Below are 25561 nucleotides of genomic sequence, written 5' to 3'. Positions count from 1 at the left end.
GCGGCCCTCATAGGGCAGGGAAGGGGCGACGACCGGAAGCTTTCGCCTCGGCGACGTAGTGATCGTTCATCCGGCGCAGTTTTGCTCGGAAAAATAACAAAAAAGCTAGTAAAAACAGGATCGTGAAGACTGGCCAATACGGGATGGTCGGTATACCCAAATGGCGGCTCAGGAAGCCTAGCGGGTCGCGCAAGCCCGCCACTGCACAGAACATGATCCATACGGAAATGGAGACCCCGTCGATGACGTTGTCGGTCCTTTTGGAAGGTGGTGCTCCCCATCGCGCGACGACCGCCTGCATAGTGCGAGGCACGGTTTCGATGGGAGGTTGTTTGGCGATCAACAGGAATTCGCCAAACGGAACTGGGTCGAGTTCGTGCGATGTCTGAAGACGCTGTAGCGGCGACAGGCGACGCGCAAGAGCGCGCCGTTTGCGACGTGCGACGAAGGCGAGGCCATATTGAAGGCCCAAGGCGCCGAACATGGCCAGCACAGGCAGTGCGTAGACGATTTCGGGAACCGACCCTTCATAGTGGTTCATGATGGCGACGGCCGTCAGCGGTACGAACGGCGCCCATATCCAAACGAGCTTGAGCAGCCAGGAGCGCTGCAGGCCGTCCATGAATTTCGAGGTCGTGTCGGTCACGCCTCGACCCTAACCGCAACACGCGGTTCTTCAACCGGAGAGATCATGAAAGAGACCAAACAGGCCTCGGGGCAGTCCGAGGCGGGCGCCGTCGTGCGCGAGATGATGGCGGCGTTCGAGGCGTTCAAGGGGGCGAACGACGCCCGGATGAGCGAGATCGAGAAGAAGGCGGCGGCCGACGTGCTGCTGGAGGAGAAGGTGGCGCGCATCGACCAGGCGGTCGCGGCGGCCCAGGCGCGACTGGATCGGGTGATGAGCCAGACGCGGCGTCCGGCCCTGGGCGGCGAACCGGCCGAACCCGTGTCGGCGCCCGAGGCCAAGGCGGCCTGGGACGGCTATCTGAAGACGGGCCAGTCCCAAGGTCTGGAGACCAAGGCGGGTCTGTCCAGCGGCGCGACCTCGGGCGGCTATGTCGTGCCCTATGAGACCGAGCGGGCCATTGAGCGGCGGCTGATGACGGTGTCGCCGATGCGCGAGATCGCCACGGTGCGGACGGTGGCGGCGGGGGTGTTCAGAAAGCCCGTCTCCACCGCCGGGGTGACGGCCGGTTGGGTGACGGAGACCGCCGCGCGCCCCGAGACGGATCCGGCGACCCTGGCCCTGCTGGAGTTTCCGTCGGCCGACCTCTACGCCAGTCCGGCGGCGACACAGGCCCTGTTGGACGACGCCATGATCGACCTGGACGAATGGCTGGCGGCCGAGGTGGAGGACGCCTTCGCTGCGCAGGAGACCCAGGCCTTCGTCAACGGCGACGGGACGAACAAGCCGCGCGGCTTCCTGACCTATCCGACGGTGGCGGATGCCAGCCAGGCCTGGGGTCAGATCGGTTCTGTCGCCTCGGGCGCGGCGGGCGGTTTTGCGGCCGCCAATCCGACCGACAAGCTGATCGACCTGGTCTATGCGCCCAAGGCCCAGTACCGGCCGAACGGGCGGTTCGTGATGAACCGGCGCACGGTCTCGGCGGTGCGCAAGTTCAAGGACGCGGACGGCAACTATATCTGGCAGCCGCCGGCGCGGCTGGGTGAAACGGCCAGCCTGCTGGGCTATCCGGTCACGGAGATCGAGACGATGCCGGACGTCGCCGCCAACAGCCTGTCCATCGCGTTCGGGGATTTCCAGCGCGGCTATCTGATCGTGGACCGGGCCGGCGTGCGGGTGCTGCGCGATCCGTTCACGGCCAAGCCCTATGTGCTGTTCTACACCACCAAACGGGTCGGCGGCGGGGTGCAGAACTTCGACGCGATCAAGGTGATGAAGTTCGCGGCGAGCTGATCGCGAGGCGCGTTTCTCCCTCTCCCTGCCGGGGGAGGGAGCTTTCTGAATCTGACAACGGAGACGGCCATGGCGCAACCGGTGACGGTGGCTGAGGCGAAGCTGTTCCTGCGCGTGGGGCACGCGGACGAGGACGGGCTGATCGGGATGCTGCTGGAGGCGGCGCAGACCCGAGTGGAGGCGGATGTGGGTCTGAGCCTGACGTCGAGCGCGCCGGCGCCGCTGAGGCTGGCGATCCTGATGTTGACGCTGGCGGCCTATGAGCGCGGCGAGGCGGCGATGGCGACGACGTCGGTCGAGGCCTGGATCGCCCCCTATCGGGTGGCGCGGCTGTGAGCGGGGCGATGCGGATGCTGGCGGGCCTGTACCGGGCGGTCGAGAGCCAGACCCCCTATGGCGGGCGCAGCGTGACGTTCGAGGCGATGGGATCGGCCTGGCTGGCGTGCGGGGCGCGCAGGCGGTCCGAGCGGGGCGAGGGCGACGAACGCCATGCGGTGGAGACGATGAGCGCCGAGACGCGGGACGACCCGCGCCTGGAGACGGGACGGGTGCTGCGCTTCGGCGGGGCGGACTGGGGGATCGTGACCGTCCGGCCGCTGAGACCCGGCCGCGTCGGGCTGGAGCTGGAGCGCAGGCGATGAGGGATCACGAGAGCGCGCTGCAGAAGGCGATGCTGGCGCGGCTGAAGGCCGATCCGGCGCTGGACGCCCTGTTGGCCGGGCGGGTGTTCGACCAGGCGCCCGAGGGAGCCGAGACGCCCAATCTGGTTATCGGCCGGTGCGAGAGCCGGCCGGTGGCGGCCGCGGACTGCGGCGTGGAGCAGCGGCTGACGCTGACGGTCGTGTCGCGCTTTGCGGGGATGGAAGAGGCCAAGGCCGTGGCCGCCGCCGTGCGCGCCTGTCTGGAGGCGGCGGCGCTGGAGGCCGACGGCGTGCGGACAGCGACCTTGAGGACCGTCTTCAGCGACGTGTTCCGGGCAGGCGACGGGCGGCGAACCTATGCGGTCGTGCGGCTGAGGGCCGTGACCGAGGAAACGGGAGAGGACGAATGACCGCACAGGCGGGCAAGGACATATTGCTGAAGATCGAGGGCGCCCCAGTGGCGTCTCCGGGCGTATTCACCACGGTGGCGGGGCTGAGGGCGCGGACGATTTCGCTGAACGCCAAGACGGTGGAAGCGACGGACGGCGACAGCGCCGGGCGGTGGCGCGAGCTGCTGGCCGGGGCGGGGGTGAAGTCGGCGGCGGTGTCGGGGCAGGGGATCTTTCGCGACGCGGCGTCGGACGCCCTGGTGCGCGAGGCCTTCTTCGACCAGGCGGCCAAACGCTGGCGGCTGATCGTGCCGGACTTCGGCGTGCTGGAGGGGCCGTTCCTGGTCGCGGCGCTGGAATACGCCGGCACGCACGAGGGCGAGGCGACCTTCGCCCTGAGCCTGGCCAGCGCCGGGGCGATCGGGTTCAGCGCGACATGATCGGCGCCAATGGCGCGCGGGGCGAGGCCGTCGTGACCCTGGACGGGGCGCCGCGTCGGCTGTGCCTGACGTTGGGGGCGCTGGCGGAGATCGAGACGGGGCTGGGGGTCGAAGGACTGGCGGCGGTCGCGGAGCGGATGAAGGCCCTGTCGGCGCGCGACCTGATGGTGGTTCTGGCGGCCCTGCTGCGCGGCGGCGGGGAGAATGCGCCGGACGTTGCGGCGGTCGATCCGCGCGAGGCGGCCGGGGCCGTGGCGCGGGCCTTTGCAGCGGTCGCCGCATGACGCCCTGGGGCGAGATGCTGCGGACGGCGGCGCTGCTGGGCGTGGCGCCCGAGGCGTTCTGGCGGCTGTCTCTGAAGGAATGGCGGAGCCTGACCCAGGCGCCGGGGGCGGCGACGCCGATGGGGCGTGGAACGCTGGCGCGACTGATGGAGGAATGGCCCGATGGCGGGTGAGGACGAACGGCTGGACGCCGTGCCGATCAAGGCGGCCGAGGCGGCGGCCGCGCTGGAGTCGTTGAAGGCGCCGGCACAGGAGGCTGCGACCGCCATCGAGGACGCCTTCGGGCGGGCGGGCGACAGCCTGACCCGGTCCCTGGCGCGGGCGGCGGCGGACGGAGAGGTGACGCTGGCCGAACTGGCGCGGGCGGTGCTGAACGCGGTCAATTCCGCGGCGGGATCGAACGGGGGCCTGAGCGGCGCGATCCAGGCGGTCCTGTCCAGTTTCGGCGGGGCGCGGGCGGACGGCGGGCCGGTGCTGGGCGGCGGCGCCTATCTGGTCGGAGAGCGTGGGCCGGAGGTGTTCCGACCGACGACGGGGGGCGAGATCGGCCCGGCGGCGGGCGGCGCGGTGACGGTCAATGTGACGGTGGACGGCGGCGCGCAGGGCCTTCTGCGGTCCGAGGCGCAGATCGCCCAGATGCTGGCCCGCGCGGTCAGCCTGGGGGCGCGGCGGATGTAGAAACGCCGCCCCGTCGAGGACGGAGCGGCGCGAAGACGTTCAGGCGAGGGAGCCCTATTCGCCCTTGGGGTTGGGGCCGAAGCGGTTTTCGCCCTTCTGGCTGTCGACCAGGCCGATCCACAGCAGGAAGACGAAGCCCGTCAGCAAGGCCAGGCCGAACAGGCCCATGGCCGGACCCATCAGGGCCAGGGCGGCGGCGGGGTTGCCCTCGTAATAGTCTTCCGAGAAGCCGTTGGCGGCCATGCCGCCGAACATCATCACGACGCCGATGATGCTGAGCGCGATGGAAGCGACGTAGGGCGCCACGACGTACCAGCCGGTCTTGCCCATGTCGTGCAGGCGCTTCACCGAGATGGCGACGTGGCCCCAGATGGAGGCCAGCCAGACGATCAGGCCGATCAGCGGAATCCAGCCCAGCACCACATTGGCGCCGAACAGGATCAGAAAGCCGATCCAGAAATGCGAGCGGCGCAGGCGACCCTCGAACGACAGGAGCGCGGTCTTGAAATCGAAGCCCGAGCCGGGGGCGGCGGTCGCCGTGGCGAAGCCCGCGACGCCGGTGGGCGTCGGGCCGCCGGCCAGGATCAGGATCTGCGTCGCGACCGAGCCTTCGGGCACGAAGTCGACGCGGACGCCGGCGGCGGGCACGGCCGGAGATTGCAGCGCGGCCGAGGTGAAGTCGTAGCGCGCGCCGTCGTCGCCGCTGATCAGACCGGTTCCGGTCGTGCTGTCGTAGCTGAGGATTTCGCCGCGCAAACGTGTCGCTCCCATGCGTGTCCGGCCCAGGCGGCCGAAGCGTCAGCATGGACGAGCGGCGGTCCGTGAACAAGTGAAAGGGAGGAAAGATCGGCATGGCCTTTCATGAGGTGCGGCTGCCGGCGCGGCTGGCGTTCGGATCGACCGGCGGGATCGAGCGCCGGACGGAGATCACGATGCTGGCCTCGGGGTTCGAGCGACGGGCTACGCCCTGGGCCATGGGGCGCAGGCGCTATCTGATCGGGGCGAACCTGAGGTCGCTGGACGACATGGCCGAGCTGACCGCCTTCTTCGAGGCGCGGCGCGGGCGGCTGTACGGGTTCCGGTTCAAGGATTTCGCGGACTTCAAGTCCTGCGCGCCCACGGGGACGGTCGCGGCGACGGACCAGGCGTTGGGCGTCGGCGACGGGGTTCGGACGGTGTTCGCCCTGATCAAACGCTATGGCGACGTGGAGCGGCCGATCATGAAGCCTGTGGCCGGGACGGTGCGGGCGGCGCTGGACGGGGTTGAGACGACGGCCTTCGCGGTCGAGGCGACGACGGGGGCGGTGACGTTCGCCGTCCCGCCGGGCGCGGGCGTGGCAGTCAGCGCGGGCTTCGTCTTCGACACCCCGGTGCGGTTCGACGCGGACCGGATCGAGACGACGCTGGAAAGCTTCGACGCCGGGCGGATGGCGGCGGTCCCGCTGATCGAGGTGCGGGTCTGAACCATGAGGGACATTCCGGACGAAATGGCCGCCCGCATCGAGAGCGGGGCGGCGAGGCTGTGTCATGTCTGGCGGCTGGAACGGGCGGACAGGACGGCGCTGGGCTTCACCGACCATGACCGCGATCTGACGCTGGACGGTCTGGTCTGCCGGGCGGCCAGCGGCTGGACGGCGGGGGCGGTCGAGAGCGCGGTCGGGCTGACGGCCGGGGCGGCGTCGGCGGCCGGGGCGCTGGACGACGACGCGATCACCGAGGCCGATGTGGCGGCGGGCCTTTACGACGGGGCGACGGTCGAGCTGTGGCGGGCGGACTGGGCCGAGCCGACGACGAGGGTGCGGCTGTGGCGGGCGACTTTGACGCGCATCCGGCACGCGGCCGGGGCCTTCGTCGCCGAACTGGAAGGGCCGCTGGCGAAGCTGGAACCGGTGGTCGGGCGGACCTATGGCCGGATGTGCGACGCGCGTCTGGGCGATGCGCGCTGCGGCGTGGCCGCACCGGCTGGCCGGACCTGCGACAAGCGCTGGGAGACCTGCGTCGGGACGTTCGGCAACGGGGCGAACTTTCGCGGCTTTCCCGACGTGCCGGGCGACGATTTCCTGACGGCGTGGCCGGCGGGAAGCGTGCGGAACGACGGCGGGAGCCGGCGGTGAGGGAGGTCGCGATTTCTCCCTCCCCGGAACGGGGAGGGTCGTCGCGTAGCGACGGGGTGGGGACGGCCGCACGATCGGACACGAAATGTCGGGTCGTCCCCACCCGGTCTCGCCTGCGGCTCGACCACCCTCCCCCGCGGGGGGAGGGAGAGGTCGGTGCGCGCGTCGTCGCATCGACCAGAGCCTGGCTGGGCACGCCCTATCGGCATCAGGCCAGCGTGAAGGGGGCGGGGGCGGACTGTCTGGGGCTGGTGCGCGCGGGGTGTGGCGCGAGGTGGTGGGCGAGGAGCCGGAGATCCTGCCGCCCTATTCGGCGGACTGGGCAGAGGTCGGCGGGCGCGAGACCCTGCTGGAGGCTGCGGGGCGGTGGTTGCGGCCGGTTCCCCTGGCGCGGATGCAGGCGGGGACGTGCTGCTGTTTCGGATGTCGCCCGAGGCGGCGGTGAAGCATTGCGCCATCCTGAGCGATGTCGGCGGGCCGGAGCCCCGGGTGATCCACGCCTATTGGGGACGGGCGGTGGTCGAGAGCTGGATGGGCGCGTGGTGGCGAAGGCGGCTGGTCGCGGCTTTTCGGTTTCCCCAGGAGAGATAGATGGCGCAAGTTATTCTGAGCGCGGTCGGACAGCAGGTCGGCGGCGGGGTGGGGCGTGTGATCGGCGCGACCATCGGGCGGACGATCGACGATCGCGCCATCGCCGGTCTGGGACCGGCGCGGCAGATCGGGCCGCGCCTGGAGACGCTGAAGGTGCAGGGCACGGCAGAGGGCGCGCCGATGGCCTGCCTGTTCGGCCGGGCGCGCGTGACGGGGCAGGTGATCTGGGCGGCGCGGTTTCTGGAGGCCAAGAACAAGGGACGGGCTTAAGCAAGGGCGGGCCGAAGACGGTGGACTATGTCTATTCGCGTTTCGCCGTGGCCCTGTGCGAAGGGGAGATCGACGGGATCGGCCGGGTCTGGGCCGACGGACGGGCGATGGACCTGACGGGCGTGGTCATGCGGGTGCATCGCGGAGGCGAGGACCAGACGCCGGACCCCCTGATCGAAGTGGTCGAAGGGGCCGCGCTACTATCGGGGCACAGCCTATGTGGTGTTCGAGGATCTGCCGCTGGGACCGTTCGGCGACCGGGTTCCGCAGCTGAGCTTCGAGGTGGTGTTCCGGCGCCCGCGCGGGGCGAAGCCGCGTCTGGAGGACCGGCTGGAGGGGTGTGCCTGATCCCCGGCGCCGGGGAGTTCGCCTTGGCGACCCAGGCTGTGGTGCGCCGCGAGGGGCTGACGCGGACGACGGTCGAGAACGTGCACAACGGCGAGGGGCGGCCGGACCTGTTGGTCTCTCTGGACCAGTTGCAGGCGCAGTCGCCCAATCTGAAGCGCGTCAGCCTGGTGGTCGGCTGGTTCGGCGACGATCTGAGGGCTGGACATTGTCGGGTGCGACCGGGGGTGGAGCGGGCCGACAAGCCGACCGAACCGATGACTGGTCCGTGGCGGGCGTGGCGCGGCGCGACGCCTATGAGGTCAGCCGGGTGGACGGGGCGCGTAGGCCTATGGCGGAACGCCGTCGGACGAGAGCGTGCGCCAGGCCATCCGTGAACTGAAGGCGCGGGGGCTGGAGGTGACGCTGTATCCTTTCGTCTTCATGGACTGCCCCGGCTATCCCTGGCGGGGACGTGTGGCTGGCGTGGACGGGGCCGGGGCGACGGCGGAGATGGCGGCCGTGTTCGGGGGCGACCGATTGGGGCCTGCGTCGGATGGCGCTGCACTACGCCCGGATCGCGGCCGAGGAGGGGGCGGACGGCCTGTTGATCGGATCGGAGATGCGGGGCCTGACCTGGACGCGCGATGCGGCGGGCGGCTTTCCGGCGGTCGATCAGTTCCGAACGCTGGCGGCGGAATGCCGGGCGGTGGTCGGGCCGGGTGTCGCGCTGTCCTACGCCGCCGACTGGAGCGAATATTTCGGGCGGCAGGCAGAGGGGGAGGTGCTGTTCCACCTGGACCCGCTGTGGGCCGATCCGAACATCGATCATGTGTCTATCGACTGGTATCCGCCGCTGACCGACTGGCGCGAAGGCGAGGGCGGCGTGGACGCCGCCCGGTTCGCGGGGGCGGCCGACCCGGCCTATCTGGCGGCGGGGGTGGCGGGCGGCGAGGGGTTCGACTGGTATTATGCGAGCGAGGCCGACCGGGCGGCCCAAGTGCGGACGCCCATCGCCGACGGGGCGCACGGCGAGGACTGGCTGTTCCGACCCAAGGATCTGAAGGGCTGGTGGTCCAACCTGCATCATGACCGGCCGGGCGGGGTGCGGTCGCCGACGCCGACGGCCTGGGTTCCGGGGATGAAGCCCGTGCGGTTGGCGGAGTTCGGCTGTGCGGCGGTGGACCGGGGCGGCAATGCGCCGAACCTGTTTCAGGACCCCAAGAGCGGCGAGAGCGCCCTGCCGCCCTGTTCGACCGGGGCGCGCGACGATGCGATGCAAAGGGCGGCGCTGGAGGCGGTGCTGGGGCATTTCGCGGAGCCTGAGAACAATCCGGTCTCGAGCGTCTATGGCGGGCCGATGCTGGCGGGGGCGGACGCCTGGTGCTGGGACGCGCGGCCGTTTCCGGCCTTTCCCGCGCGGGGGGAGGTCTGGGCCGATGCGGGGGCGTGGCGGGCCGGACACTGGCTGAACGGGCGGCTGGCCGGCGACGGCGCCGATCTGATCGCGGCGGTGTTGGCGCGCGGCGGCTTGACCGTGGACGAATGGACGGTCGAGGGCGTCGAGGGGGCGGCGGCGGGCTATCTGATCGACCGACCGATGCGGACGCGCGACGCGCTGGAGCCGCTTCTGGCCGCCTTCGACGCCGTGGCGGCCGAGCGGGACGGGCGGGTGGCGGTCCTGGCGCGCAGCACGGAGACTGGGGTGACGATCGACGAGGCGGCGCTGGCCCTGCCGGAGGACTGGGCGTCGGAAACGACGGCGCGCCGGCTGGAGCCCCGGCCGGGCGCGGCGCGGGTGCGCTTCATCGACGAGACGGCGGACTATCAGACCGGGGCCGTGGTCGTGCGGTCGGAGGACGGGGCGGCGACCGGCGGCGGGGTCGATCTGGACCTGCCGGTCGTGTGCGGCGGCGGCCTGGCGCGGGCGACGGCCGAGCGGGCGCTGGACGGTGAAACGGTCGAGAGCCTGACCCTGGCCCTGGGGCCGCTGGAGGCCCTGCGGCTGGAGCCGGGAGACGGGGTGCGGCGGGACGGAACGGACTGGCGCGTGACGCGGCTGGACCTGGACGAGACGCCGAAGGCGGTGCTGGAGCCGCTGCGGGCGCGCCGGTCGGTCATCGAGGACGACGACTGGCGCGGCGGGGAGACGCCGGGGACGGTCGGTGCGCCATTCCTGGCCCTGCTGGACCTGCCGCCGCTGCCGGGACGGGAGACGGAGGCGCGGCCCTTGATGGCGGCGGCGGTCGAGCCCTGGCGGCCGATGCGGCTGCACGCCGGGGCGTCGAGCCAGGCGCTGACGCCGCGCGGGGAGGCGACGACGCCCGCGACGGTCGGGGTGCTGATTCAGCCGCTGGGGCCTGGGGTGCGCCATCGCTGGGACGCGGCGCAGGCCCTGACGGTGCGGGTCGAGGGCGTGTCGCCGCAAAGCGCATCGGAAGCGGCGGTGCTGGGCGGCGCCAACGCCCTGGCCGTGCGGACGGCGGCGGGGTGGGAAGTGCTGCAATATCGCACCGCGACCCTGATCGGCGGCGATGTCTGGCGGCTGGCGGGCCTGTTGCGCGGGCAGCAGGGAACGGAGGCGGAGATGCGGGCGGGCGCCGAGGCGGGCGCGGTCGTGGTGTTTCTGGACGAGGCGCGGGCGCGGGTCGAGATCGGGCCGGGCGAGCGGGGGCTGCCGCTGGTCTGTCGCGCCGGGCCGGTCGGGGCGGCGCCGGGCGGGGCGGGCTTTTCCGAGGTCGCCTTCACCCTGGAGGGGCGGCAAGGGCGGCCCTGGTCGCCCAGCGGCCTGAGGGTCGAGACGGCGGCGGCGGGGCGGGTCGTGCGCTGGACGCCGCGCGTGCGGCTGTACGGCGATCCGTGGGATGGAGAGCCGGGGGCGGTCGATCCCCTGCGGTTCCGCCTGAGGGTGCTGGACGGCGACGCGGTGCGACGCACGATGACGGTCGAGGGGGAAGAAGCCGTGTACGCCGCAGCCGATCTGGCGGCGGACTTTCCGAGCGGGCCGGGGGCTGCGGCGCGGATCGCCGTGAGCCAGTGGGGTGAGGGATGGGGATGGGGCGTCGAGGCGGAAATCGCGCTGGACTGACGATTATGGGCGATTATGGACGTCCGACCCTTTCAGGGCGGCGAGCCATGGCTTAACTGACAGCCTCTTTCCTTATTCAGTCGGAGCGACATCGGACGTGGCAGGCGATCCCTACAAGGAACTGGGCGTTTCCAAGGGCGCGAGCGCGGACGAGATCAAGAAGGCGTTCCGCAAGCTGGCCAAGGACCTGCACCCGGACAAGAATCCGGGGGACAAGGCCGCCGAAGAGCGGTTCAAGCGCATCACGGCCGCCTTCGACATCGTCGGCGACAAGGAGAAGCGCGCCAAATACGACGCGGGCGAGATCGACGCCGACGGCAAGGAACAGTTTCGCGGCTTCGGCGGCGGCGGGCGTCCCGGCGGCAATCCGTTCGGTCAGGGCGGCGGCTTCGGCGGCTTCTCGAGCGGCGGCGGCGGCGGGCCGGGCGGACGGGCCAGTTTCGACGGCGTCGATCTGGACGATCTATTCGGCATGTTCGGCGGGGCGGGACGGCAGCGCGGCGCGCGCGACTTCACCGCGCGCGGCCAGGACGTGAAGGCGACGCTGGACATCAGCCTGGAGGACGCCATCGCCGGTGCGACGCGGCGCATCCAGTTTTCGGACGGGCGCACGCTGGACGTGACCATTCCCAAGGGGGCGTCGGACGGCCAGACCATCCGTTTGCGCGGCCAGGGGGCGCCGGGACGGGGCGCGGAGAACGGCGACGCCCTGATCGAACTGCGGATCGAGCCGCACCCGATCTATCGCCGCGAAGGGGCGGACCTGACCATGGACCTGCCGGTGTCGGTTCCCGACGCCGTTCTGGGCGCCAAGGTGCGCGTCCCGACGCCCGAGGGGGCGGTGCAGATGACCATTCCGGCGGGCTCGAACTCGGGCAAGGTGCTGCGGCTGAAAGGACGCGGGGCCTTCGAAAAGGGGCGGCGCGGAGACCTGATGGCGCGGCTGGTCGTGACCCTGCCGGATCAGCCGGACGAGGCCCTGACCCGCTTCGCCGAGGACTGGCGCGCCAATCGGCCCTATACGCCCGGACGCTGAGCGCTCGAGCAGCGCGAAGCGCGGTAGCGCCAAGAGGAATGATCATGATCGCCAAGCCCGACATCAAGCCCGCGCGGCCGTGGTTCTCGTCCGGGCCGACGGCGAAACGGCCGGGGTATGGGCTGGGCGGTCTGCCGCAGGCGCTGCTGGGGCGGGGCATCCGCGCGCCCGAGGTGGTGGAGCGGTTCGCCCATGGCCTGAGGCGCACGCGCGCGGTGCTGCAAGTGCCGGATAGCCACGTCCTGCTCTATACGCCCGGCTCCGACACCGGGGCGGTCGAGGCGGCCCTGTGGGGGATGCTGGGCGAACGGCCCGTGCAGGTCGTGGCCTTCGAGAATTTCGGCCTGACCTGGCTGGCGGACGTGCGCGATCATCTGAAGCTGGCGCCGGAGGCCCTGACGGCGCCGTGGGGCGACCTGCCGGACCTCGGACAGGTGGATTGGTCCAAGGATGTGGTGTTTCCCTGGAACGGCACCACCTCGGGCGTGCGCGTGCCGAACGGCGACTGGATCGCCGACGACCGCGCGGGGCTGGCCATCTGCGACGCGACATCGGCCGCCTTCGCCATGCCGCTGCCGTGGGACAAGCTGGATGTGGTGACGTTCAGCTTCCAGAAGGCGCTGGGCGGCGAGGCCGGGATCGGGGTCATGGCCCTGTCGCCGCGCGCCGTGGCGCGGCTGGATTCCTATCGGCCGGACCGGCCCGTGCCCAAGGTGTTGCGAATCACGGACGGCAAGGGGTTCGACCGGGCCCTGGCCGACGGGGTGGCGATGAACACCTTCTCGATCCTGACCATCGAGGACTGGATCGACGCCCTGGACTGGGCCGAGGGCGTGGGTGGTCTGGATGAACTGATCCGACGCACCGACGCGAACTATGCGGCCCTGGCCGATTGGGTGGCGCGGACCGACTGGATCGACTTCCTGCCCGAACGGCCCGAGATCCGTTCGACCACCTCGGTCTGCCTGAAGTTCGTGGATCCGCGCGTGACCGGCCTGGACGACAAGGGTCAGAAGGCCTTCGTCACCCGCTTCAAGGCCCTGCTGGAGGGCGAGGGCGCCGTGTTCGACATGGAGCCGCACAGGAATGCCCCGCCGGGCCTGAGGCTGTGGTGCGGATGTACGGTCGAGACGGCGGACGTGGTCGCCGCGACGCCGTGGCTGGAGTGGGCGTTCGAGACGGCGGTCGCCGGAGTCGGATAAATCCGACTGACGGGACGACACCGGACGATTCCCCGGCTATAGGCTGCGCCCGCATTCAGCGGAGACAGTGCTTTGGCGAACGTGGCGGTGGTCGGCGCCCAGTGGGGCGACGAGGGCAAGGGCAAGATCGTGGATTGGCTGTCCAACCGCGCCGACATGGTGGTGCGGTTCCAGGGCGGCCACAATGCAGGTCACACCCTGGTCGTGGACGGCAAGGTCTACAAGCTGGCGCTGCTGCCCAGCGGCGTGGTGCAGGGCAAGCCGTCGATCATCGGCAACGGCGTGGTGGTCGATCCCTGGCATCTGGTCGGGGAGATCGAGAAGATTCAGGCGCAGGGCGTGGCGATCACGCCCGACATCCTGACCATCGCCGACAACGCCTGTCTGATCCTGCCCATCCACCCCGCGCTGGACGTGGCGCGGGAAGCGGCGGCCAGCGCGCCGGGCGCCAAGATCGGCACGACCGGACGCGGCATCGGCCCGGCCTATGAGGACAAGGTGGGACGTCGCGCCATTCGCGTCTGCGACCTGGCCAACGAAGACGACTTGAAGGTCAAGATCGACCGGCTGCGCTCGCACCACGATCCATTGCGGGCAGGTCTGGGCCTGGAGCCGATCGATCCGGATGCGCTGCTGGCGCAGTTGCTGGAGATCGCGCCGAAGATCCTGCCGTATGTGAAGCCGGCCTGGCGGGTGCTGGACCAGGCGCAGAAGGACGGCAAGCGCGTCCTGTTCGAAGGCGCGCAGGGCGCGTTTCTTGACGTCGATCACGGCACCTATCCCTATGTCACCAGCTCCAACACCGTGGCGGGACAGGCGGCGGCGGGCTCGGGCATCGGGCCGCGCGGCGTCGGCTATGTGCTGGGGATCGTGAAGGCCTATACGACCCGGGTGGGCGAGGGACCGTTCGCCTGCGAACTGAACGACGCGGTCGGCGAGCATCTGGCGACCGTGGGGCGCGAGGTCGGGGTGAACACCGGCCGGGCGCGACGCTGCGGCTGGTTCGACGCCGTGCTGGTGCGTCAGTCGGTGGCGATCAACGGCATCGACGGGATCGCGCTCACCAAACTCGACGTGCTGGACGGGCTGAAGACGCTGAAGATCTGCGTCGGCTATCGGGTCAACGGCGAGGTGCTGGACTATCTGCCTTCCAGCCTGAAAGACCAGGCGGCGGCCGAGCCGGTGTTCGAGGAATTGGACGGCTGGGACGAGAGCACGGGCGGCGTGCGCAGTTTCAAGGACCTGAACGCCCATGCGCTGAAATATGTGCGGCGGATCGAGGAGCTGATCGGCGCGCCGGTCGCCCTGCTGTCGACCAGCCCCGAGCGGGACGATACGATCCTGATGCGCGACCCCTTCCTGGGGTGAGGTCGGGATTCAAGGCGTTTTAACCAGATCGATATAAGGGTTTTCGCGTAAAGACGACGGAGCCCTTCCTTGTTCGCCGCTGACCCCAAGACGCTGAGCCGCCTCGAACCTGTCGTGCGGCGGACGATCATCATCGACCCCAACGCCTCGGCGGTGCGGTTGCTGGCGGACGTCATGAAGGGGTTGGGCGCGCGCGAAATCTATTCCGAGAGCGACGAGGAGCGGGCTCTGGAACTGGCGCGTGACGTCGAGCCCGGCATCATCTTCATCGAGCGGTCGGGCGAGACGCTGAATGGCGAGACGCTGGCGCGTCGCATCCGCCGTTCGAACATGGTCTGCCGCATGTCGCCGATCATCATGGTGACGAACGAGGCCACGGCCGCCGCCATCAAGGGCGCGCGCGACGCCGGGGTGCATGAATTCCTGAGAAAGCCGTTCACGACCGGCGACCTGTTCAAGCGGGCCCTGAACGTGGCGACGAAGCCGCGACCCTGGGTCGAGGCGGTGGGGTACGTCGGGCCTGATCGTCGACGCTTCAACTCGGGCGAATATTCGGGAACGCGCAAACGGCGGGGCGACGCGGCGGCCGATTCCGTGGAGGCCACGCGCGATCAGGCGATCCGCATACTGGTCGCGGCCATGACCCAGTTCGACCAGGACCCCGCCCAGGCCACGCGCGCCATCCGCCAACAGGCCGCGACGCTGAAGGCGGTGGCGGTCAAGACATCCGACACGCAGCTTGCGATCGCCGCGGGCGGGCTGGAGGCCTATATGACTGCCGGACCGGCGACCAAGGCCGGGCTGGCCCAGCCGATCGGCGCGATCATGGCCCTGGCGCAACCGTCGGCCGCGCCGATGGCCCGAGCCTCCTGATCCAACCGGTCGGGACGACGCCTCAGGCGTCGACCAGATTCCGCTCCTCGGCCGCCGCACGCATGGCCTTCTGCAGCTTTTCGAAGGCGCGGACCTCGATCTGACGCACGCGTTCGCGCGACACGCCGTACTGGCCGGCAAGCTCCTCCAGGGTGACGGGATCGTCCTTGAGGCGACGCTCGGTCAGGATGTGTTTTTCGCGGTCCGTCAGCTCCTCCATGGCCTCCTGCAGAAGGCTCATGCGGATGCCCTTTTCCTCGTCGTCGGCAAGCTGGGTCTCCTGGGAGACGGCCGTATCGTCGGCCAGCCAGTCCTGCCACTCGCTTTCGCCGTCCGAGCGGAGCGGCGCGTTCAGCGAGGCGTCGCCGCCCAGGCGGCGATTCATGTCGGTGACTTCCTGCTCGGACACGCCCAGCTTGGTGGCGATGGCCGATAGGTGTTCGGGGTGCAGGTCGCCTTCCTCGAAGGCCGAGATCTGGCTCTTGGCCTTGCGCAGGTTGAAGAACAGCTTCTTCTGCGCCGCCGTGGTGCCCATCTTCACAAGCGACCAACTGCGCAGGATGTATTCCTGGATCGACGCGCGAATCCACCACATGGCGTAGGTCGCCAGGCGGAAGCCCTTGTCGGGATCGAATTTCTTGACGGCCTGCATCAGGCCGACGTTGCCCTCGGAAATCACTTCGCCGATCGGCAGGCCGTAGCCGCGATAGCCCATGGCGATCTTGGCCACCAGGCGAAGGTGGGAGGTGACGAGACGGTGGGCGGCCTCGGGGTCCTGGTGCTCTGACCAACGCTTGGCGAGCATGAACTCCTCGTCCTTGGTCAGCATCGGAAATTTGCGGATTTCCGTCAGATAACGCGACAGGCCCTGTTCAGGCGACATCACCGCGAGCGTGTTGTTGGCAGCCATATGGTCCCTCCGACCGTCTAGACGAGCGGGTTCTCCGGTATCGGCCACCGAGCGTGCGCCGACCTCTCACCCCTCAACCGGCAAAGTAGCGATGGGTTGCCGCCTTTTTTAGGGGCGGATCGTCACACGATGGCGTGACCGTGACCCAGGCGCCACTCGCGCCGATCAACGTCCCATATGGGGCATGTCAGTTTTTATTCAAGACTGTGTGCGTCAGAGGCCCAGAATGGTGCGATAGGTCGGGTGGACCACGTCCGCATGCTCGGGATGCTTCTGCACATAGGCCGCGAAGAAGGGGCAGACCGGTAGGATCAGCAGGCCGCGCGCCCGGGCGTCGGCAAGGACATGGCGGGCCAGCCGGCTGGCGATCCCCTGTCCTTCCAGCCGTTCCGGCACCAGGGTTTCGGTGATCATCAGATTGGGCGGGGACAGATTGTAGGTGACGACCGCCGTCTCGCCGTCGACGGCCAGTTCGTAACGGCTGCGGCTGGCGTTGTCGTGGATTTCGGGGTCGAGCATGGGGGGCCTCACAGGTCGGCGAGCAGGGATTGAAGCCGCAGCATATCCGGAGGCGGGGCGGTTTCGAAACGCAGGCGTTCGCCGGTCACGGGGTGAACGAAGCCCAGGACGGCGGCGTGCAGCGCTTGTCGGGTCAGGCCGGCCTCGGCGATAGCGGCGCGAACGGGGGCCGCCGGACTGCCCGATCCATAGACGGCGTCGCCCAGGATCGGAGCGCCCTTCGAGGACAGGTGGACGCGAATCTGATGGGTGCGACCGGTGTGCAGGGTGCAGGCGACCCGCGCGGCCAGGGGCGCGCCGCCTGGGCGCACTGGTTCGCCGAAGGTCTGCTGGACGACATAGTCGGTGACGGCTTCACGGCCGCCGGTCTTCAGCACCGCCATCTTCTTGCGGTCACCGGTGGAGCGGCCGATGCGGGTCGCGATCCGGCCCTGGGCGGGCGAAGGCGCGCCGCGTGTCAGGGCGATGTAGGTGCGCTCAATGTCATGAGCGGCGAACAGGGCGGACAGCCCCGCATGGGCGCGGTCGGTCTTGGCCGCGACCATGACGCCCGAGGTGTCCTTGTCCAGGCGATGGACGATGCCGGGGCGGGCGACGCCGCCGATGCCCGACAGGCTGTCGCCGCAATGGGCCAGAAGCGCATTGACCAGGGTGCCGGTCTCCGAACCCGGCGCCGGATGGGCGGCCATGCCGGCGGGCTTGTCGATCACGATCAGGTCCGCATCCTCGTAGAGGACCGTCAGGGGGATAGCCTCGGCCTGCGGGGTTGCGGGCGTGGGCGGGGGCACCACGACGGTGTAGAGGCCGGGCAGGGCCTTGGCCGAGCCGCCGGTCAGAACCTGGCCGTCACGGCGGACGGCGCTGTCGGCCAGCAGCGCCTGGAGGCGCGCGCGCGACAGGGCGGGAAAAGCGTCCGCCAAGGCCTTGTCCAGGCGGACGCCGGTTGCGTCGATGCGCGCTTCCAGCCGCTCGCCCAGCGAGGCGTTCAGAGCGGCGTCCAGCGGCGCGTCTTCGTCGTCGATCAGATCAGGGTCGGCCACGCCCCTTCCTAGCACGACCGGCCGCTTGCGCGAGGGCGGTATGGCGGTCGATAGTGCGTCGGGGCGTAGGGGGTATTCGATGAGGCGATGGATCATCGCGGGCGGCGTCGTCGCCCTGGCGGCCCTCTCGGGCAGTTGCACGACCATGAGCAAGGACGAATGCCTGGCCGGCGCCTGGGGCGAGAAGGGCTATGCCGACGGGGCGGCGGGTTATCCGATGACGCGTTTGGACGACCACGCCAAGGCCTGCGCCAAGTTTCAGGTCGCGCCCAATCCGGCCGCCTATGAATCGGCGCGCGAGGATGGATTGCGGACCTATTGCACCCTGCGGCGCGGCTGGGAGGAAGGACGGTCGGGGAACACCTACTACGGAGTCTGCCGGCCCGAGGAGGAGGCGGCCTTCCTGCCCGCCTATCAGGACGGGCGGCGGTTGCACGATGTGGAAGAAGCCGTGTCCTCGGCCGAAAGCGCGCTGAACGGCGCCGAGGCCCGCATCGCCGATCGCGAGGACAAGCTGGAGGCCAAGGAGCGCGAACTGCGCGGCGAAGGTTTGACGGACGAACAGAAGGAACGGGTGCGCGACCGCATCAACGAGGTGCGCGGCGAAATCCGCCAGGCGCGTCGCGCCGCGCGGGAGGCGCGCGACGCCCTGGATCAGGCGGAATGGGACCTGCGCCGGGTGCGGCTGGACCTGACCGGCCGCTATCCGATCTGAGCGAGGGCCGATGTCGGTCCGACAAGCATGACACCCCCAGCAGGCCGCGGTGCGGGCGCGCGAAAAAGCCGTTTCCAAACGACATTCAGCGGCGAGAGGCCATAGTCCTCGCGGCCTTCAGACGTCGACGGCGGCGTCCAGGGCGTTTTCCTGGATGAACTCGCGGCGGGGTTCGACGACGTCGCCCATCAGCTTGGCGAACAGGTCGTTGGCGTCCTCTTCGTGTTCGACCGAGACCTGCAGCAGGTTGCGGGCATGAGGGTCCAAGGTGGTTTCCCACAGCTGTTCGGGATTCATCTCGCCCAGACCCTTGTAGCGCTGGATCGACAGGCCCTTCTTGCCGGCGTCCAGAACCGCGTTCAGCAGGTCCAACGGGCCGCGGATAGCCGCGGTCTTGTCCTTGCGGCGATAGACGGCGGGGGCGATGAAAACGCCTTCGAAAGCGACGGCGCGTTCGGCCAGACGGCGGGCGTCCAGCGAGCGGATCAGCGTCTCTTCCAGGACGATGGTTTCCTGCACAGCGCGGCGGGTGCGCGAGAAGACGACCGCCCCTTGCGCGCCGGGCGCGCCCGACCATTCCCCGTCGCCTTCTTCGGCGTAGAGGTTCAGGCGCTGGGCCGTCTCAGCGGCGCGTTGGGCGATGTCGGCGTTGTCGGCGAACAGGCCGGCCAGGGCCGCCTGCTCGATGGCGAAGGCAGGCGCGCGCTGGCTGAGACGATCGACACCAGCGCCGAAGGCCTTAGCCTCGCGCACCAGCGACTGCAGGTCCAGACCCAGGCGGCGCTCGCCGGTCGACAGGTCCAACTCGGCCTCGGACGAGCCTTCCTCGATCAGATAGGCGTCCATTTCGGCCTGATCCTTGAGGTAGCGCGACTGCTTGCCCTTGGAGACCTTGTAGAGCGGCGGCTGGGCGATATAGACGTGCCCCCGCTCGATCAACTCGGGCATCTGGCGATAGAAGAAGGTCAGCAACAGGGTGCGGATGTGGGCGCCGTCGACGTCGGCGTCGGCCATCAGGATGATCTTGTGATAGCGCAGTTTGTCGGCGTTGAAGTCGTCGCGCCCGATGCCGGTGCCCAGCGCCAGGATCAGGGTGCCGATCAGGTCCGATGACAGCATCCGGTCGAAGCGGGCGCGCTCGACGTTCAGGATCTTGCCGCGCAGGGGCAGGACGGCCTGGTTCTCGCGGTTGCGCGCCTGTTTGGCCGAGCCGCCGGCGGAATCGCCCTCGACGATGAACAGTTCCGACTTGGCGGGATCGCGCTCCTGACAGTCGGCCAGCTTGCCCGGCAGACTGCTGATTTCCAGCGCCGACTTGCGCCGCGTCAGGTCGCGCGCCTTGCGGGCGGCCTCGCGCGCCGAGGCGGCTTCGATGATCTTGGCCACGATCATCTTGGCCTCGACCGGGTGTTCCTCGAACCAGGTGGACAGCCCCTCGCTGCACAGGCTCTCGACTGCCGGCCGCACCTCGGACGAGACCAGCTTGTCCTTGGTCTGGGAACTGAACTTGGGGTCCGGCACCTTGACCGACAGCACGCAGGTCAGGCCTTCGCGGGCGTCCTCGCCGGTCGGCGCGACCTTCTCCTTCTTGGCCAGGCCCGAGCTTTCGATATAGCCCCCCATCACGCGGGTCAGGCTGGCGCGGAAGGCCGACAGGTGGGTGCCTCCATCCCGCTGCGGGATGTTGTTGGTGAAGCACAGCATGGTCTCGTGGTAGCTGTCGTTCCACCACAGGGCCAGGTCCAGCTCGATCCCGTCCTTCTTGCCGCGAATGACGATGACGTCCTTCAGCAGGGGCTGTTTGGACTTGTCCAGGTGACGCACGAAGGCTTCGACCCCGCCCTCGTAATGCAGGGTCACGTCGATGGGTTCGGCGTGGCGCATATCGGCCAGGCGGATGACGACGCCGGAGTTCAGGAAGGCCAGCTCCCTGAGGCGGTGCTCCAGCGTCTTGAAGTCGAAATCGATGTGGCTGAAGGTCGTGATCGACGGGAAGAAGGTGACTTCCGTGCCGCTCTGGGGCTGACCGGCCTTGTCGCCGGTGGTGCGGGTGGGGGCTGTGCCCGTGACTTCCAGCGACTTGACCGTGTCGCCGCGCTCGAAGCGCATTTCGTGCTGCTTGCCGTCGCGATAGATCTTCAGCTGCAGCCAGTCGGACAGGGCGTTCACGACCGACACGCCCACGCCGTGCAGACCGCCCGACACCTTGTAGGAGTTCTGGTCGAACTTCCCGCCCGCGTGCAGCTGGGTCATGATGACCTCGGCCGCCGACACGCCTTCCTCGGCGTGGATGTCGGTGGGAATGCCCCGGCCGTTGTCGGTCACTGTGACCGAGCCGTCGGCGTTCAGAATGACCTGGACCAGATCGGCGTGACCGGCCAGGGCCTCGTCGATGGCGTTGTCCACCACCTCATAGACCATGTGGTGCAGGCCCGAACCGTCGTCGGTGTCGCCGATATACATGCCGGGGCGTTTGCGCACGGCGTCCAGGCCCTTGAGAACCTTGATGGAATCGGCGCCGTATTCAGGCTGGTCGGCAATCGGATCGGTCATGAAGTCATTGGCTCTGAAGTCCCGACCGGGACAGGGATGGAGCGCCGCGAACAACGCTCGAATCGACGGCGGGATCGCACCGCGACGAAGTCCGCAACATATAGGAAATTCCGGCGAAAAAGCGAGACCTGACCGTCTCTCCGAGGCGTCTGTCGGCTAGTCCGTCTCCAGCGCCCCGCCCGCGACGCGCACGAACTGGGCGCGGCCCTCCAGACCGGCGAACAGACCGCGTTCGGTGCCGGTCATGAAGGCCTGCAGATCAAGGGCGGCAATCTCGTCGAAAAGGGCGTCGCGACGGCGTTCATCCAGATGCGCCGGGGCCTCGTCCAGCAGCAGGACGGGCCGCGCCGACCCGGCGACGGCGGGGTCAGACAGGCGCGCGATCTGGGCCAGGATCAGGTTCAGCACCAGCGCCTTCTGCTCGCCCGACGACCCCTCGGCCGCCGGGCGGTTCTTCTCGCGGTGCAGGGCGGTCAGGTCGGTGCGGTGCGGCCCGAACAGGGAGCGACCGGCGGCGCCGTCACGGGCGCGGGCGCGGGCCAGACCCTCGCGGATCGCGGCGGCGATCTCATCCTCCTCGGCGCCCGCCTCGGCCATCTGCTCGGCGGCCCCGTCCAGCCCCAGGTCCGCCTGCGGGAAAGGCCGGTCGCCACGGGCGTCGATGGCGGCCTGCAGGGCGTGCAGCGCCGCGACACGGGCCATCGCCGCACGGGCCCCCGCCTCGCCCAGACGCGCCTCCAGCGCATCCAGCCAGACCGGATCGGCCTCCCGGCCGTCGGCGGCGTCGTTCAGCAGCCGCAGCCGCTCACGTAGCGCCTTGTCATAGGCCGATATGCTGGCGGCGTGATCGGGATCGGCGGCGAAGACCAGCCGGTCGAAGAACTTCAGCCGTTCGGCCCGCGCGTCCGAGAACAGCCGATCCTGTTCCGGCGTGGCCCAGACGGGACGCAGATAGTCGAGCAGCCGCCCCGGCTGAGCCGTCTCGCCGTCGATCCGCACGATGCGCCGCGCCGCGCCCACCGTCTGGACGCCGGTGCCCAGCCGCGTCTCGTTGTCCAGTTCGACCATGACGGCCCAGGCGCGCCCGACCGCCTCGCCCGGTTCGCGCCGCCCCATCTCGGCGGCGGTGGCGCCGCGCAGCCCCTTGCCGGGGGTCAAGAGGCTGATCGCCTCCAAGAGATTGGTCTTTCCCGCCCCGTTCGGCCCATGCAGCACCACAGGACCGGAGGTCATCTCCAGCCGCGCGCCCGCATATGAGCGGAAGTCGGTGAGGGTGAGGGAGGTGAGGCTCAATCTATCCGCTCATCCCGGCGGAAGCCGGGACCCAGTGCTTTCGCTCGGCACGATCTAACCGAGCAGCGCCGGAAACAGATCCGCCCATACCGGGTTCTTCCGCTCGATAAGTTCCAGCTTCCAGATCCGTTTCCATTCCTTGATCTGGCGTTCGCGTCTGAAAGCCGCTTCACGCGTCTCGTGGATTTCATACCATACCAGGGTGGCTACACCGTAGTTCCGGGTGAATCCTGCGCGCAGCTTGTCCCGATGTTCGGCGACCCGCTTAACCAAGTCGTCCGTCGATCCTGTGTATAGCGTCCCGTTTCGACGGCTTGCGAGGATGTAGGTGAAAAACGCCAACGCCAGCCTCCGATGCGACACGAAAGAACTGGGTCCCGGCTTTCGCCGGGATGAGCGGACTATATATTGGCCTTCGCTAAATCAGCTTTGAAATGGTCAAGAATTTCCCATGTGGTTACGTCCACATCGACCGAAACTCTGGCCATGTTTGCAATGCCCTTTATTTCTTCGAAATAGCCGGGCTGATCCATTTCACCCTTAAGCAGCATCGCTTTCACGATCTGTTGGAGCGCGAGATATTCTTTGTGCGTGAACACAGCGTTCAAGTCAGTGTCTGACATAATCACACCCTCAGCGGCATCAGCACATACTGAACGCCCGGATCGCCCGGATCGAGCACCAGGGTCGGGGAGGCCGGGTCGGCGAAGCGGAAGGCGGCGTTTTCGCCGGTGATCTGGCCCGCGACGTCCAGCAGATAGCGGGCGTTGAAGCCGATCTCGAACGGTTCGTCGGAATAGCCGATCTCGACCTCTTCCTCGGCCTGGCCGGCTTCCATGTTGCGCACGGTCAGCTTCACCCGGTCATTGTCGAAGGCCAGCTTCACCGAGCGGCTCTTCTCGGCCGAGATGGTGGCCACCCGGTCGACGGCCTTGGCGAACAGGGCGTTGTCGATGTCGGCCTGTTTGTCGTTGCCGCGCGGGATGACGCGCAGATAGTCGGGGAAGGCGCCGTCGATGACCTTGGAGGTCAGGGACGCCTCGCCCATCTGGAAGCGAATCTTCTGGGCCGAGACCTGGACCTCGACCGGGCCGCTGGCGTCGTCCAGCAGACGACGGACCTGATCGACGGTCTTGCGCGGCACGATCACGCCGGGACCGCCTGCAGCCCCTTCCGGCGCCGGGGTTTCGGCCAGGGCCAGGCGGTGGCCGTCGGTGGCCACGGCGCGCAGCAGGGGAATGCCCTGTTCGGCGACCGTGTGCAGATAGAGGCCGTTCAGATAGTAGCGGGTTTCCTCCGTCGAGACGGCGAACCGGGTCTTGTCGATCAGCCGGGCCAGGTCTTCCTTGGGCAGGACATAGGCGGCCCCGGCGCTGTCGGTGGACATGACGGGGAAGTCGCCCGCCGGCAGGACCGGCAGGTTGAAGCGCGACCGACCGGCCGAGACGACCAGACGCGGATCGTCGCCCGAATAGAGTAGCGAGACCTCGGCGCCTTCCGGCAGCTTCCTGACGATCTCGTACAGGGTGTGGGCGGGAGCGGTGATCTGGCCCTCGACCTGCACCTGGGCCTCGGCCTCGTCCACCATCTCCATGTCCAGATCGGTGGCGGCGAAGGCCAGCCGGTCGCGTCCGGCGCTGAGCAGGACGTTGGACAGGATCGGAATCGTGTTTCGACGTTCGACGACGCTCTGCACATGGCCCAGGGCCTTCAGAAGCGCGGATCGTTCGATGGTCAGTTGCATGTGTCTCGCCCGGCTGCGGCGACTCCCCAGAGAGGCCACGATAGAGGGTCTAGGACACTAACGGATCAGGCGGCGAGAGCAAGGAAGGCCGCCAAAGCCGTTCACAGTTTTCTCCTTCCCCGCTCGGGGGGGCATCGTGCGTTTTAGCCCCGCAGCTTGCGCGTCAGGGCCTCGACGTCGCGGGCGATCTGATCGTCCTGCGGCATCAGCTCCTCGATCTTGCGCACGCCGTGCAGGACGGTGGTGTGATCGCGCCCGCCGAAGCGACGGCCGATGTCGGGATACGACCGGGTCGTGTGCTGCTTGCACAGATACATGGCGATCTGGCGCGGACGGGCCACCGAACGGGTGCGGCGTTCCGACAGCAGATCGGCCTGTTTCAGGTTGAAGTGGTCGGCGACCGTCTTCTGGATTTCGTCGACCGTGATGCGGCGCTCGGGCCCGCCGCGCAGGGCGGCGCCCAACAGGACCGAAGCCTCGTCCACCGACACCGATGACAGGCGCGCGCCGGCGGCGGCGGCCAGGGTGTTCACGGCGCCCTCCAGTTCGCGCATCGAGCCGGGGGTGCGGTCCACCAGCTGGGCCAAGACCTCGGGCGCGGCCTCGCCCTGGACGACGCCGAGGGCCGAGAGGGCCTTCAAGCGATTGCGGGCCACGGCGATCTTCAGCTCGCGGTCGCCCGCCTCGACCGGGCAGGTCAGGCCGGCGGCGAGGTGGCTGCGCAGGCGCGGCTCGACCTCGGTCAGGGCCATGGGCGCGCGGTCGGCCGAGAAGACGATGCGTTTGCCGTCCTCGATCAGGGCGGTCAGGGTCGAGAGCAGTTCTTCCTGCGTCGAGGTCTTGCCGCCCACGAACTGGACGTCGTCCAGCAGCAGCATGTCGGCCGAGCGCAGGCTCTCCTTGAAGGCGGCGGTCGAGCGGTCCTGCATCGCCTTGACGAAGGTCGACAGGAAGCGCTCGGCGGTCAGATAGACGACCTTGGCCTCGGGCCGCAGGCGCTGGGCCTCCCAGGCGATGGCGTTCAGCAGGTGGGTCTTGCCGTAGCCATAGGGGCCGCAGAAGAAGACGGGGTTGAAGTGACCGTCGGCCCAGCTGGCGACCTGTTTGGCGATGGCCAGGGCGAAGGCGTTGCCCTGACCCTCGACGAAGCTGTCGAACGTCAGGCGTTCTTGCAGACCGGCGGCGCGCACGGCGCGGGCGCCGTCGGCGATGGGCGCCACGGTCGGCGCCGACAGATGGGCCGAAGAGGAGAGGGCGGCCAGACGCGGGCCGGCGTCCACCACATTGCCGCCCACGGCGGTCGCCGGCGGGACCGAGCCGACCTCGGCGCGGCAACGCACGTCCAGGCGACGGTTCAGCCCGTCCAGGCCCAGCCACAGCTCGTTCATGCGACGCAGGGCGTTCTTGCGCACCCAGTCGCGGGCGTAGGCGGTGGGCGTGACCAGGATCAGATGACCGGCGCTGTCCACGCGCACGGCCGAAGGGGCGATGTAGGACGAGAAGGGACCGTCGCCGATCTCGGCGCGCAGGCGCACCGAAGCCTCGTTCCAGATGCGGTCCGGATCCGTCAT

General features: G+C 69.2%; 27 protein-coding genes and 1 pseudogene. 17 read left to right on the top strand and 11 right to left on the bottom strand.

Annotated features, from left to right (window positions below; translation table 11 throughout):
* Positions 1 to 7: 7 nt before the first annotated feature.
* Positions 8 to 646: a hypothetical protein gene (locus ACWPV3_RS00140; RefSeq protein WP_453976380.1), complete on the bottom strand. Its 639-nt coding sequence runs from the start codon at positions 644 to 646 to the stop codon at positions 8 to 10.
* A gap of 45 nt (positions 647 to 691) precedes the next feature.
* Here ACWPV3_RS00140 and ACWPV3_RS00135 point away from each other — a divergent pair, with 45 nt between their 5' ends.
* The 8 genes from ACWPV3_RS00135 to ACWPV3_RS00100 all read left to right on the top strand — a co-directional run bounded on the left by ACWPV3_RS00135 (position 692) and on the right by ACWPV3_RS00100 (position 4350).
* Positions 692 to 1918, top strand: coding sequence for a phage major capsid protein (locus ACWPV3_RS00135; RefSeq protein ID WP_453976379.1), 1227 nt, complete (start codon positions 692 to 694; stop codon positions 1916 to 1918).
* 69 nt (positions 1919 to 1987) lie between these two features.
* Positions 1988 to 2254, top strand: coding sequence for a head-tail connector protein (locus tag ACWPV3_RS00130; protein ID WP_312735862.1), 267 nt, complete (start codon positions 1988 to 1990; stop codon positions 2252 to 2254).
* Entirely contained in the window at positions 2251 to 2559 is a 309-nt protein-coding gene (locus ACWPV3_RS00125) for a head-tail adaptor protein (RefSeq protein ID WP_312735864.1), read from the top strand. Before ACWPV3_RS00130 ends, ACWPV3_RS00125 begins: the two co-directional genes overlap by 4 nt.
* Positions 2556 to 2969, top strand: coding sequence for a DUF3168 domain-containing protein (locus tag ACWPV3_RS00120; protein WP_313453218.1), 414 nt, complete (start codon positions 2556 to 2558; stop codon positions 2967 to 2969). Before ACWPV3_RS00125 ends, ACWPV3_RS00120 begins: the two co-directional genes overlap by 4 nt.
* Complete coding sequence (locus tag ACWPV3_RS00115; RefSeq protein WP_292086829.1) at positions 2966 to 3388, top strand: phage major tail protein, TP901-1 family; 423 nt, start codon at positions 2966 to 2968, stop codon at positions 3386 to 3388. The genes ACWPV3_RS00120 and ACWPV3_RS00115 overlap by 4 nt, the downstream gene beginning before the upstream one ends.
* Complete coding sequence (locus ACWPV3_RS00110) at positions 3385 to 3672, top strand: GTA-gp10 family protein (RefSeq protein ID WP_312735869.1); 288 nt, start codon at positions 3385 to 3387, stop codon at positions 3670 to 3672. The genes ACWPV3_RS00115 and ACWPV3_RS00110 overlap by 4 nt, the downstream gene beginning before the upstream one ends.
* Entirely contained in the window at positions 3669 to 3845 is a 177-nt protein-coding gene (locus ACWPV3_RS00105; protein ID WP_292086831.1) for a phage tail assembly chaperone, read from the top strand. The genes ACWPV3_RS00110 and ACWPV3_RS00105 overlap by 4 nt, the downstream gene beginning before the upstream one ends.
* Complete coding sequence (locus ACWPV3_RS00100) at positions 3835 to 4350, top strand: phage tail tape measure protein (RefSeq protein WP_292086832.1); 516 nt, start codon at positions 3835 to 3837, stop codon at positions 4348 to 4350. The genes ACWPV3_RS00105 and ACWPV3_RS00100 overlap by 11 nt, the downstream gene beginning before the upstream one ends.
* A gap of 54 nt (positions 4351 to 4404) precedes the next feature.
* On the opposite strand, the gene ACWPV3_RS00095 is transcribed toward ACWPV3_RS00100, so the two are convergent.
* Entirely contained in the window at positions 4405 to 5106 is a 702-nt protein-coding gene (locus tag ACWPV3_RS00095) for a DUF805 domain-containing protein (protein ID WP_313453221.1), read from the bottom strand.
* 95 nt (positions 5107 to 5201) lie between these two features.
* Here ACWPV3_RS00095 and ACWPV3_RS00090 point away from each other — a divergent pair, with 95 nt between their 5' ends.
* From ACWPV3_RS00090 to ACWPV3_RS00055, 8 genes and pseudogenes are all read left to right on the top strand, one after another.
* Complete coding sequence (locus ACWPV3_RS00090; RefSeq protein ID WP_453976378.1) at positions 5202 to 5813, top strand: phage distal tail protein, Rcc01695 family; 612 nt, start codon at positions 5202 to 5204, stop codon at positions 5811 to 5813.
* A 3-nt stretch (positions 5814 to 5816) separates the two neighbouring features.
* Positions 5817 to 6464: a baseplate hub domain-containing protein gene (locus ACWPV3_RS00085; RefSeq protein ID WP_453976377.1), complete on the top strand. Its 648-nt coding sequence runs from the start codon at positions 5817 to 5819 to the stop codon at positions 6462 to 6464.
* A 408-nt stretch (positions 6465 to 6872) separates the two neighbouring features.
* Entirely contained in the window at positions 6873 to 7055 is a 183-nt protein-coding gene (locus ACWPV3_RS00080; protein ID WP_453976376.1) for a hypothetical protein, read from the top strand.
* A pseudogene (locus tag ACWPV3_RS00075) lies at positions 7056 to 10737 on the top strand (baseplate multidomain protein megatron).
* Positions 10738 to 10834: 97 nt separating this feature from the next.
* Entirely contained in the window at positions 10835 to 11773 is a 939-nt protein-coding gene (locus ACWPV3_RS00070) for a DnaJ C-terminal domain-containing protein (RefSeq protein ID WP_453976375.1), read from the top strand.
* Between the two features lie 44 nt (positions 11774 to 11817).
* Positions 11818 to 12975, top strand: coding sequence for a phosphoserine transaminase (locus tag ACWPV3_RS00065; protein ID WP_453976374.1), 1158 nt, complete (start codon positions 11818 to 11820; stop codon positions 12973 to 12975).
* A gap of 72 nt (positions 12976 to 13047) precedes the next feature.
* Entirely contained in the window at positions 13048 to 14343 is a 1296-nt protein-coding gene (locus ACWPV3_RS00060; RefSeq protein ID WP_453976373.1) for an adenylosuccinate synthase, read from the top strand.
* 69 nt (positions 14344 to 14412) lie between these two features.
* Positions 14413 to 15216, top strand: coding sequence for a response regulator (locus ACWPV3_RS00055; RefSeq protein ID WP_453976372.1), 804 nt, complete (start codon positions 14413 to 14415; stop codon positions 15214 to 15216).
* Positions 15217 to 15238: 22 nt separating this feature from the next.
* Here ACWPV3_RS00055 and rpoH read toward each other — a convergent pair whose 3' ends face one another.
* From rpoH to ACWPV3_RS00040, 3 genes are all read right to left on the bottom strand, one after another.
* The gene (rpoH, locus tag ACWPV3_RS00050; protein ID WP_292086844.1) at positions 15239 to 16126 is read right to left on the bottom strand and encodes an RNA polymerase sigma factor RpoH; all 888 of its coding nucleotides are present in this window, start codon (positions 16124 to 16126) and stop codon (positions 15239 to 15241) included.
* Between the two features lie 213 nt (positions 16127 to 16339).
* The gene (locus ACWPV3_RS00045; protein ID WP_292086845.1) at positions 16340 to 16645 is read right to left on the bottom strand and encodes a GNAT family N-acetyltransferase; all 306 of its coding nucleotides are present in this window, start codon (positions 16643 to 16645) and stop codon (positions 16340 to 16342) included.
* An 8-nt stretch (positions 16646 to 16653) separates the two neighbouring features.
* A complete protein-coding gene (locus ACWPV3_RS00040; RefSeq protein ID WP_453976371.1) occupies positions 16654 to 17685 on the bottom strand; it encodes an RluA family pseudouridine synthase in 1032 nt (343 codons plus the stop codon).
* A 79-nt stretch (positions 17686 to 17764) separates the two neighbouring features.
* Here ACWPV3_RS00040 and ACWPV3_RS00035 point away from each other — a divergent pair, with 79 nt between their 5' ends.
* Complete coding sequence (locus ACWPV3_RS00035; protein WP_453976370.1) at positions 17765 to 18400, top strand: DUF2799 domain-containing protein; 636 nt, start codon at positions 17765 to 17767, stop codon at positions 18398 to 18400.
* Positions 18401 to 18517: 117 nt separating this feature from the next.
* Here the strand turns inward: ACWPV3_RS00035 and gyrB are convergent, their stop codons facing one another.
* The 6 genes from gyrB to dnaA all read right to left on the bottom strand — a co-directional run.
* A complete protein-coding gene (gyrB, locus tag ACWPV3_RS00030; RefSeq protein ID WP_453976369.1) occupies positions 18518 to 20953 on the bottom strand; it encodes a DNA topoisomerase (ATP-hydrolyzing) subunit B in 2436 nt (811 codons plus the stop codon).
* A gap of 156 nt (positions 20954 to 21109) precedes the next feature.
* Positions 21110 to 22246, bottom strand: a complete 1137-nt coding sequence (recF, locus tag ACWPV3_RS00025) for a DNA replication/repair protein RecF (RefSeq protein WP_453976368.1) — start codon at positions 22244 to 22246, stop codon at positions 21110 to 21112.
* A 54-nt stretch (positions 22247 to 22300) separates the two neighbouring features.
* Complete coding sequence (locus tag ACWPV3_RS00020; protein ID WP_453976367.1) at positions 22301 to 22588, bottom strand: GIY-YIG nuclease family protein; 288 nt, start codon at positions 22586 to 22588, stop codon at positions 22301 to 22303.
* 59 nt (positions 22589 to 22647) lie between these two features.
* Positions 22648 to 22854, bottom strand: a complete 207-nt coding sequence (locus ACWPV3_RS00015; protein ID WP_453976366.1) for a hypothetical protein — start codon at positions 22852 to 22854, stop codon at positions 22648 to 22650.
* A gap of 17 nt (positions 22855 to 22871) precedes the next feature.
* Positions 22872 to 23990 carry a DNA polymerase III subunit beta gene (gene dnaN, locus ACWPV3_RS00010; RefSeq protein ID WP_087120757.1) on the bottom strand — a complete coding sequence of 373 codons (1119 nt, stop codon included), beginning with the start codon at positions 23988 to 23990 and terminating at the stop codon, positions 22872 to 22874.
* A 143-nt stretch (positions 23991 to 24133) separates the two neighbouring features.
* The coding region (gene dnaA / locus ACWPV3_RS00005) for a chromosomal replication initiator protein DnaA (protein ID WP_453976365.1) at positions 24134 to 25561 on the bottom strand (1428 nt) is incomplete at its 5' end.

The sequence above is a fragment of the Brevundimonas sp. Marseille-Q4549 genome (assembly GCF_976940555.1).
This window is presented reverse-complemented; position numbering and strand designations above follow the sequence as displayed.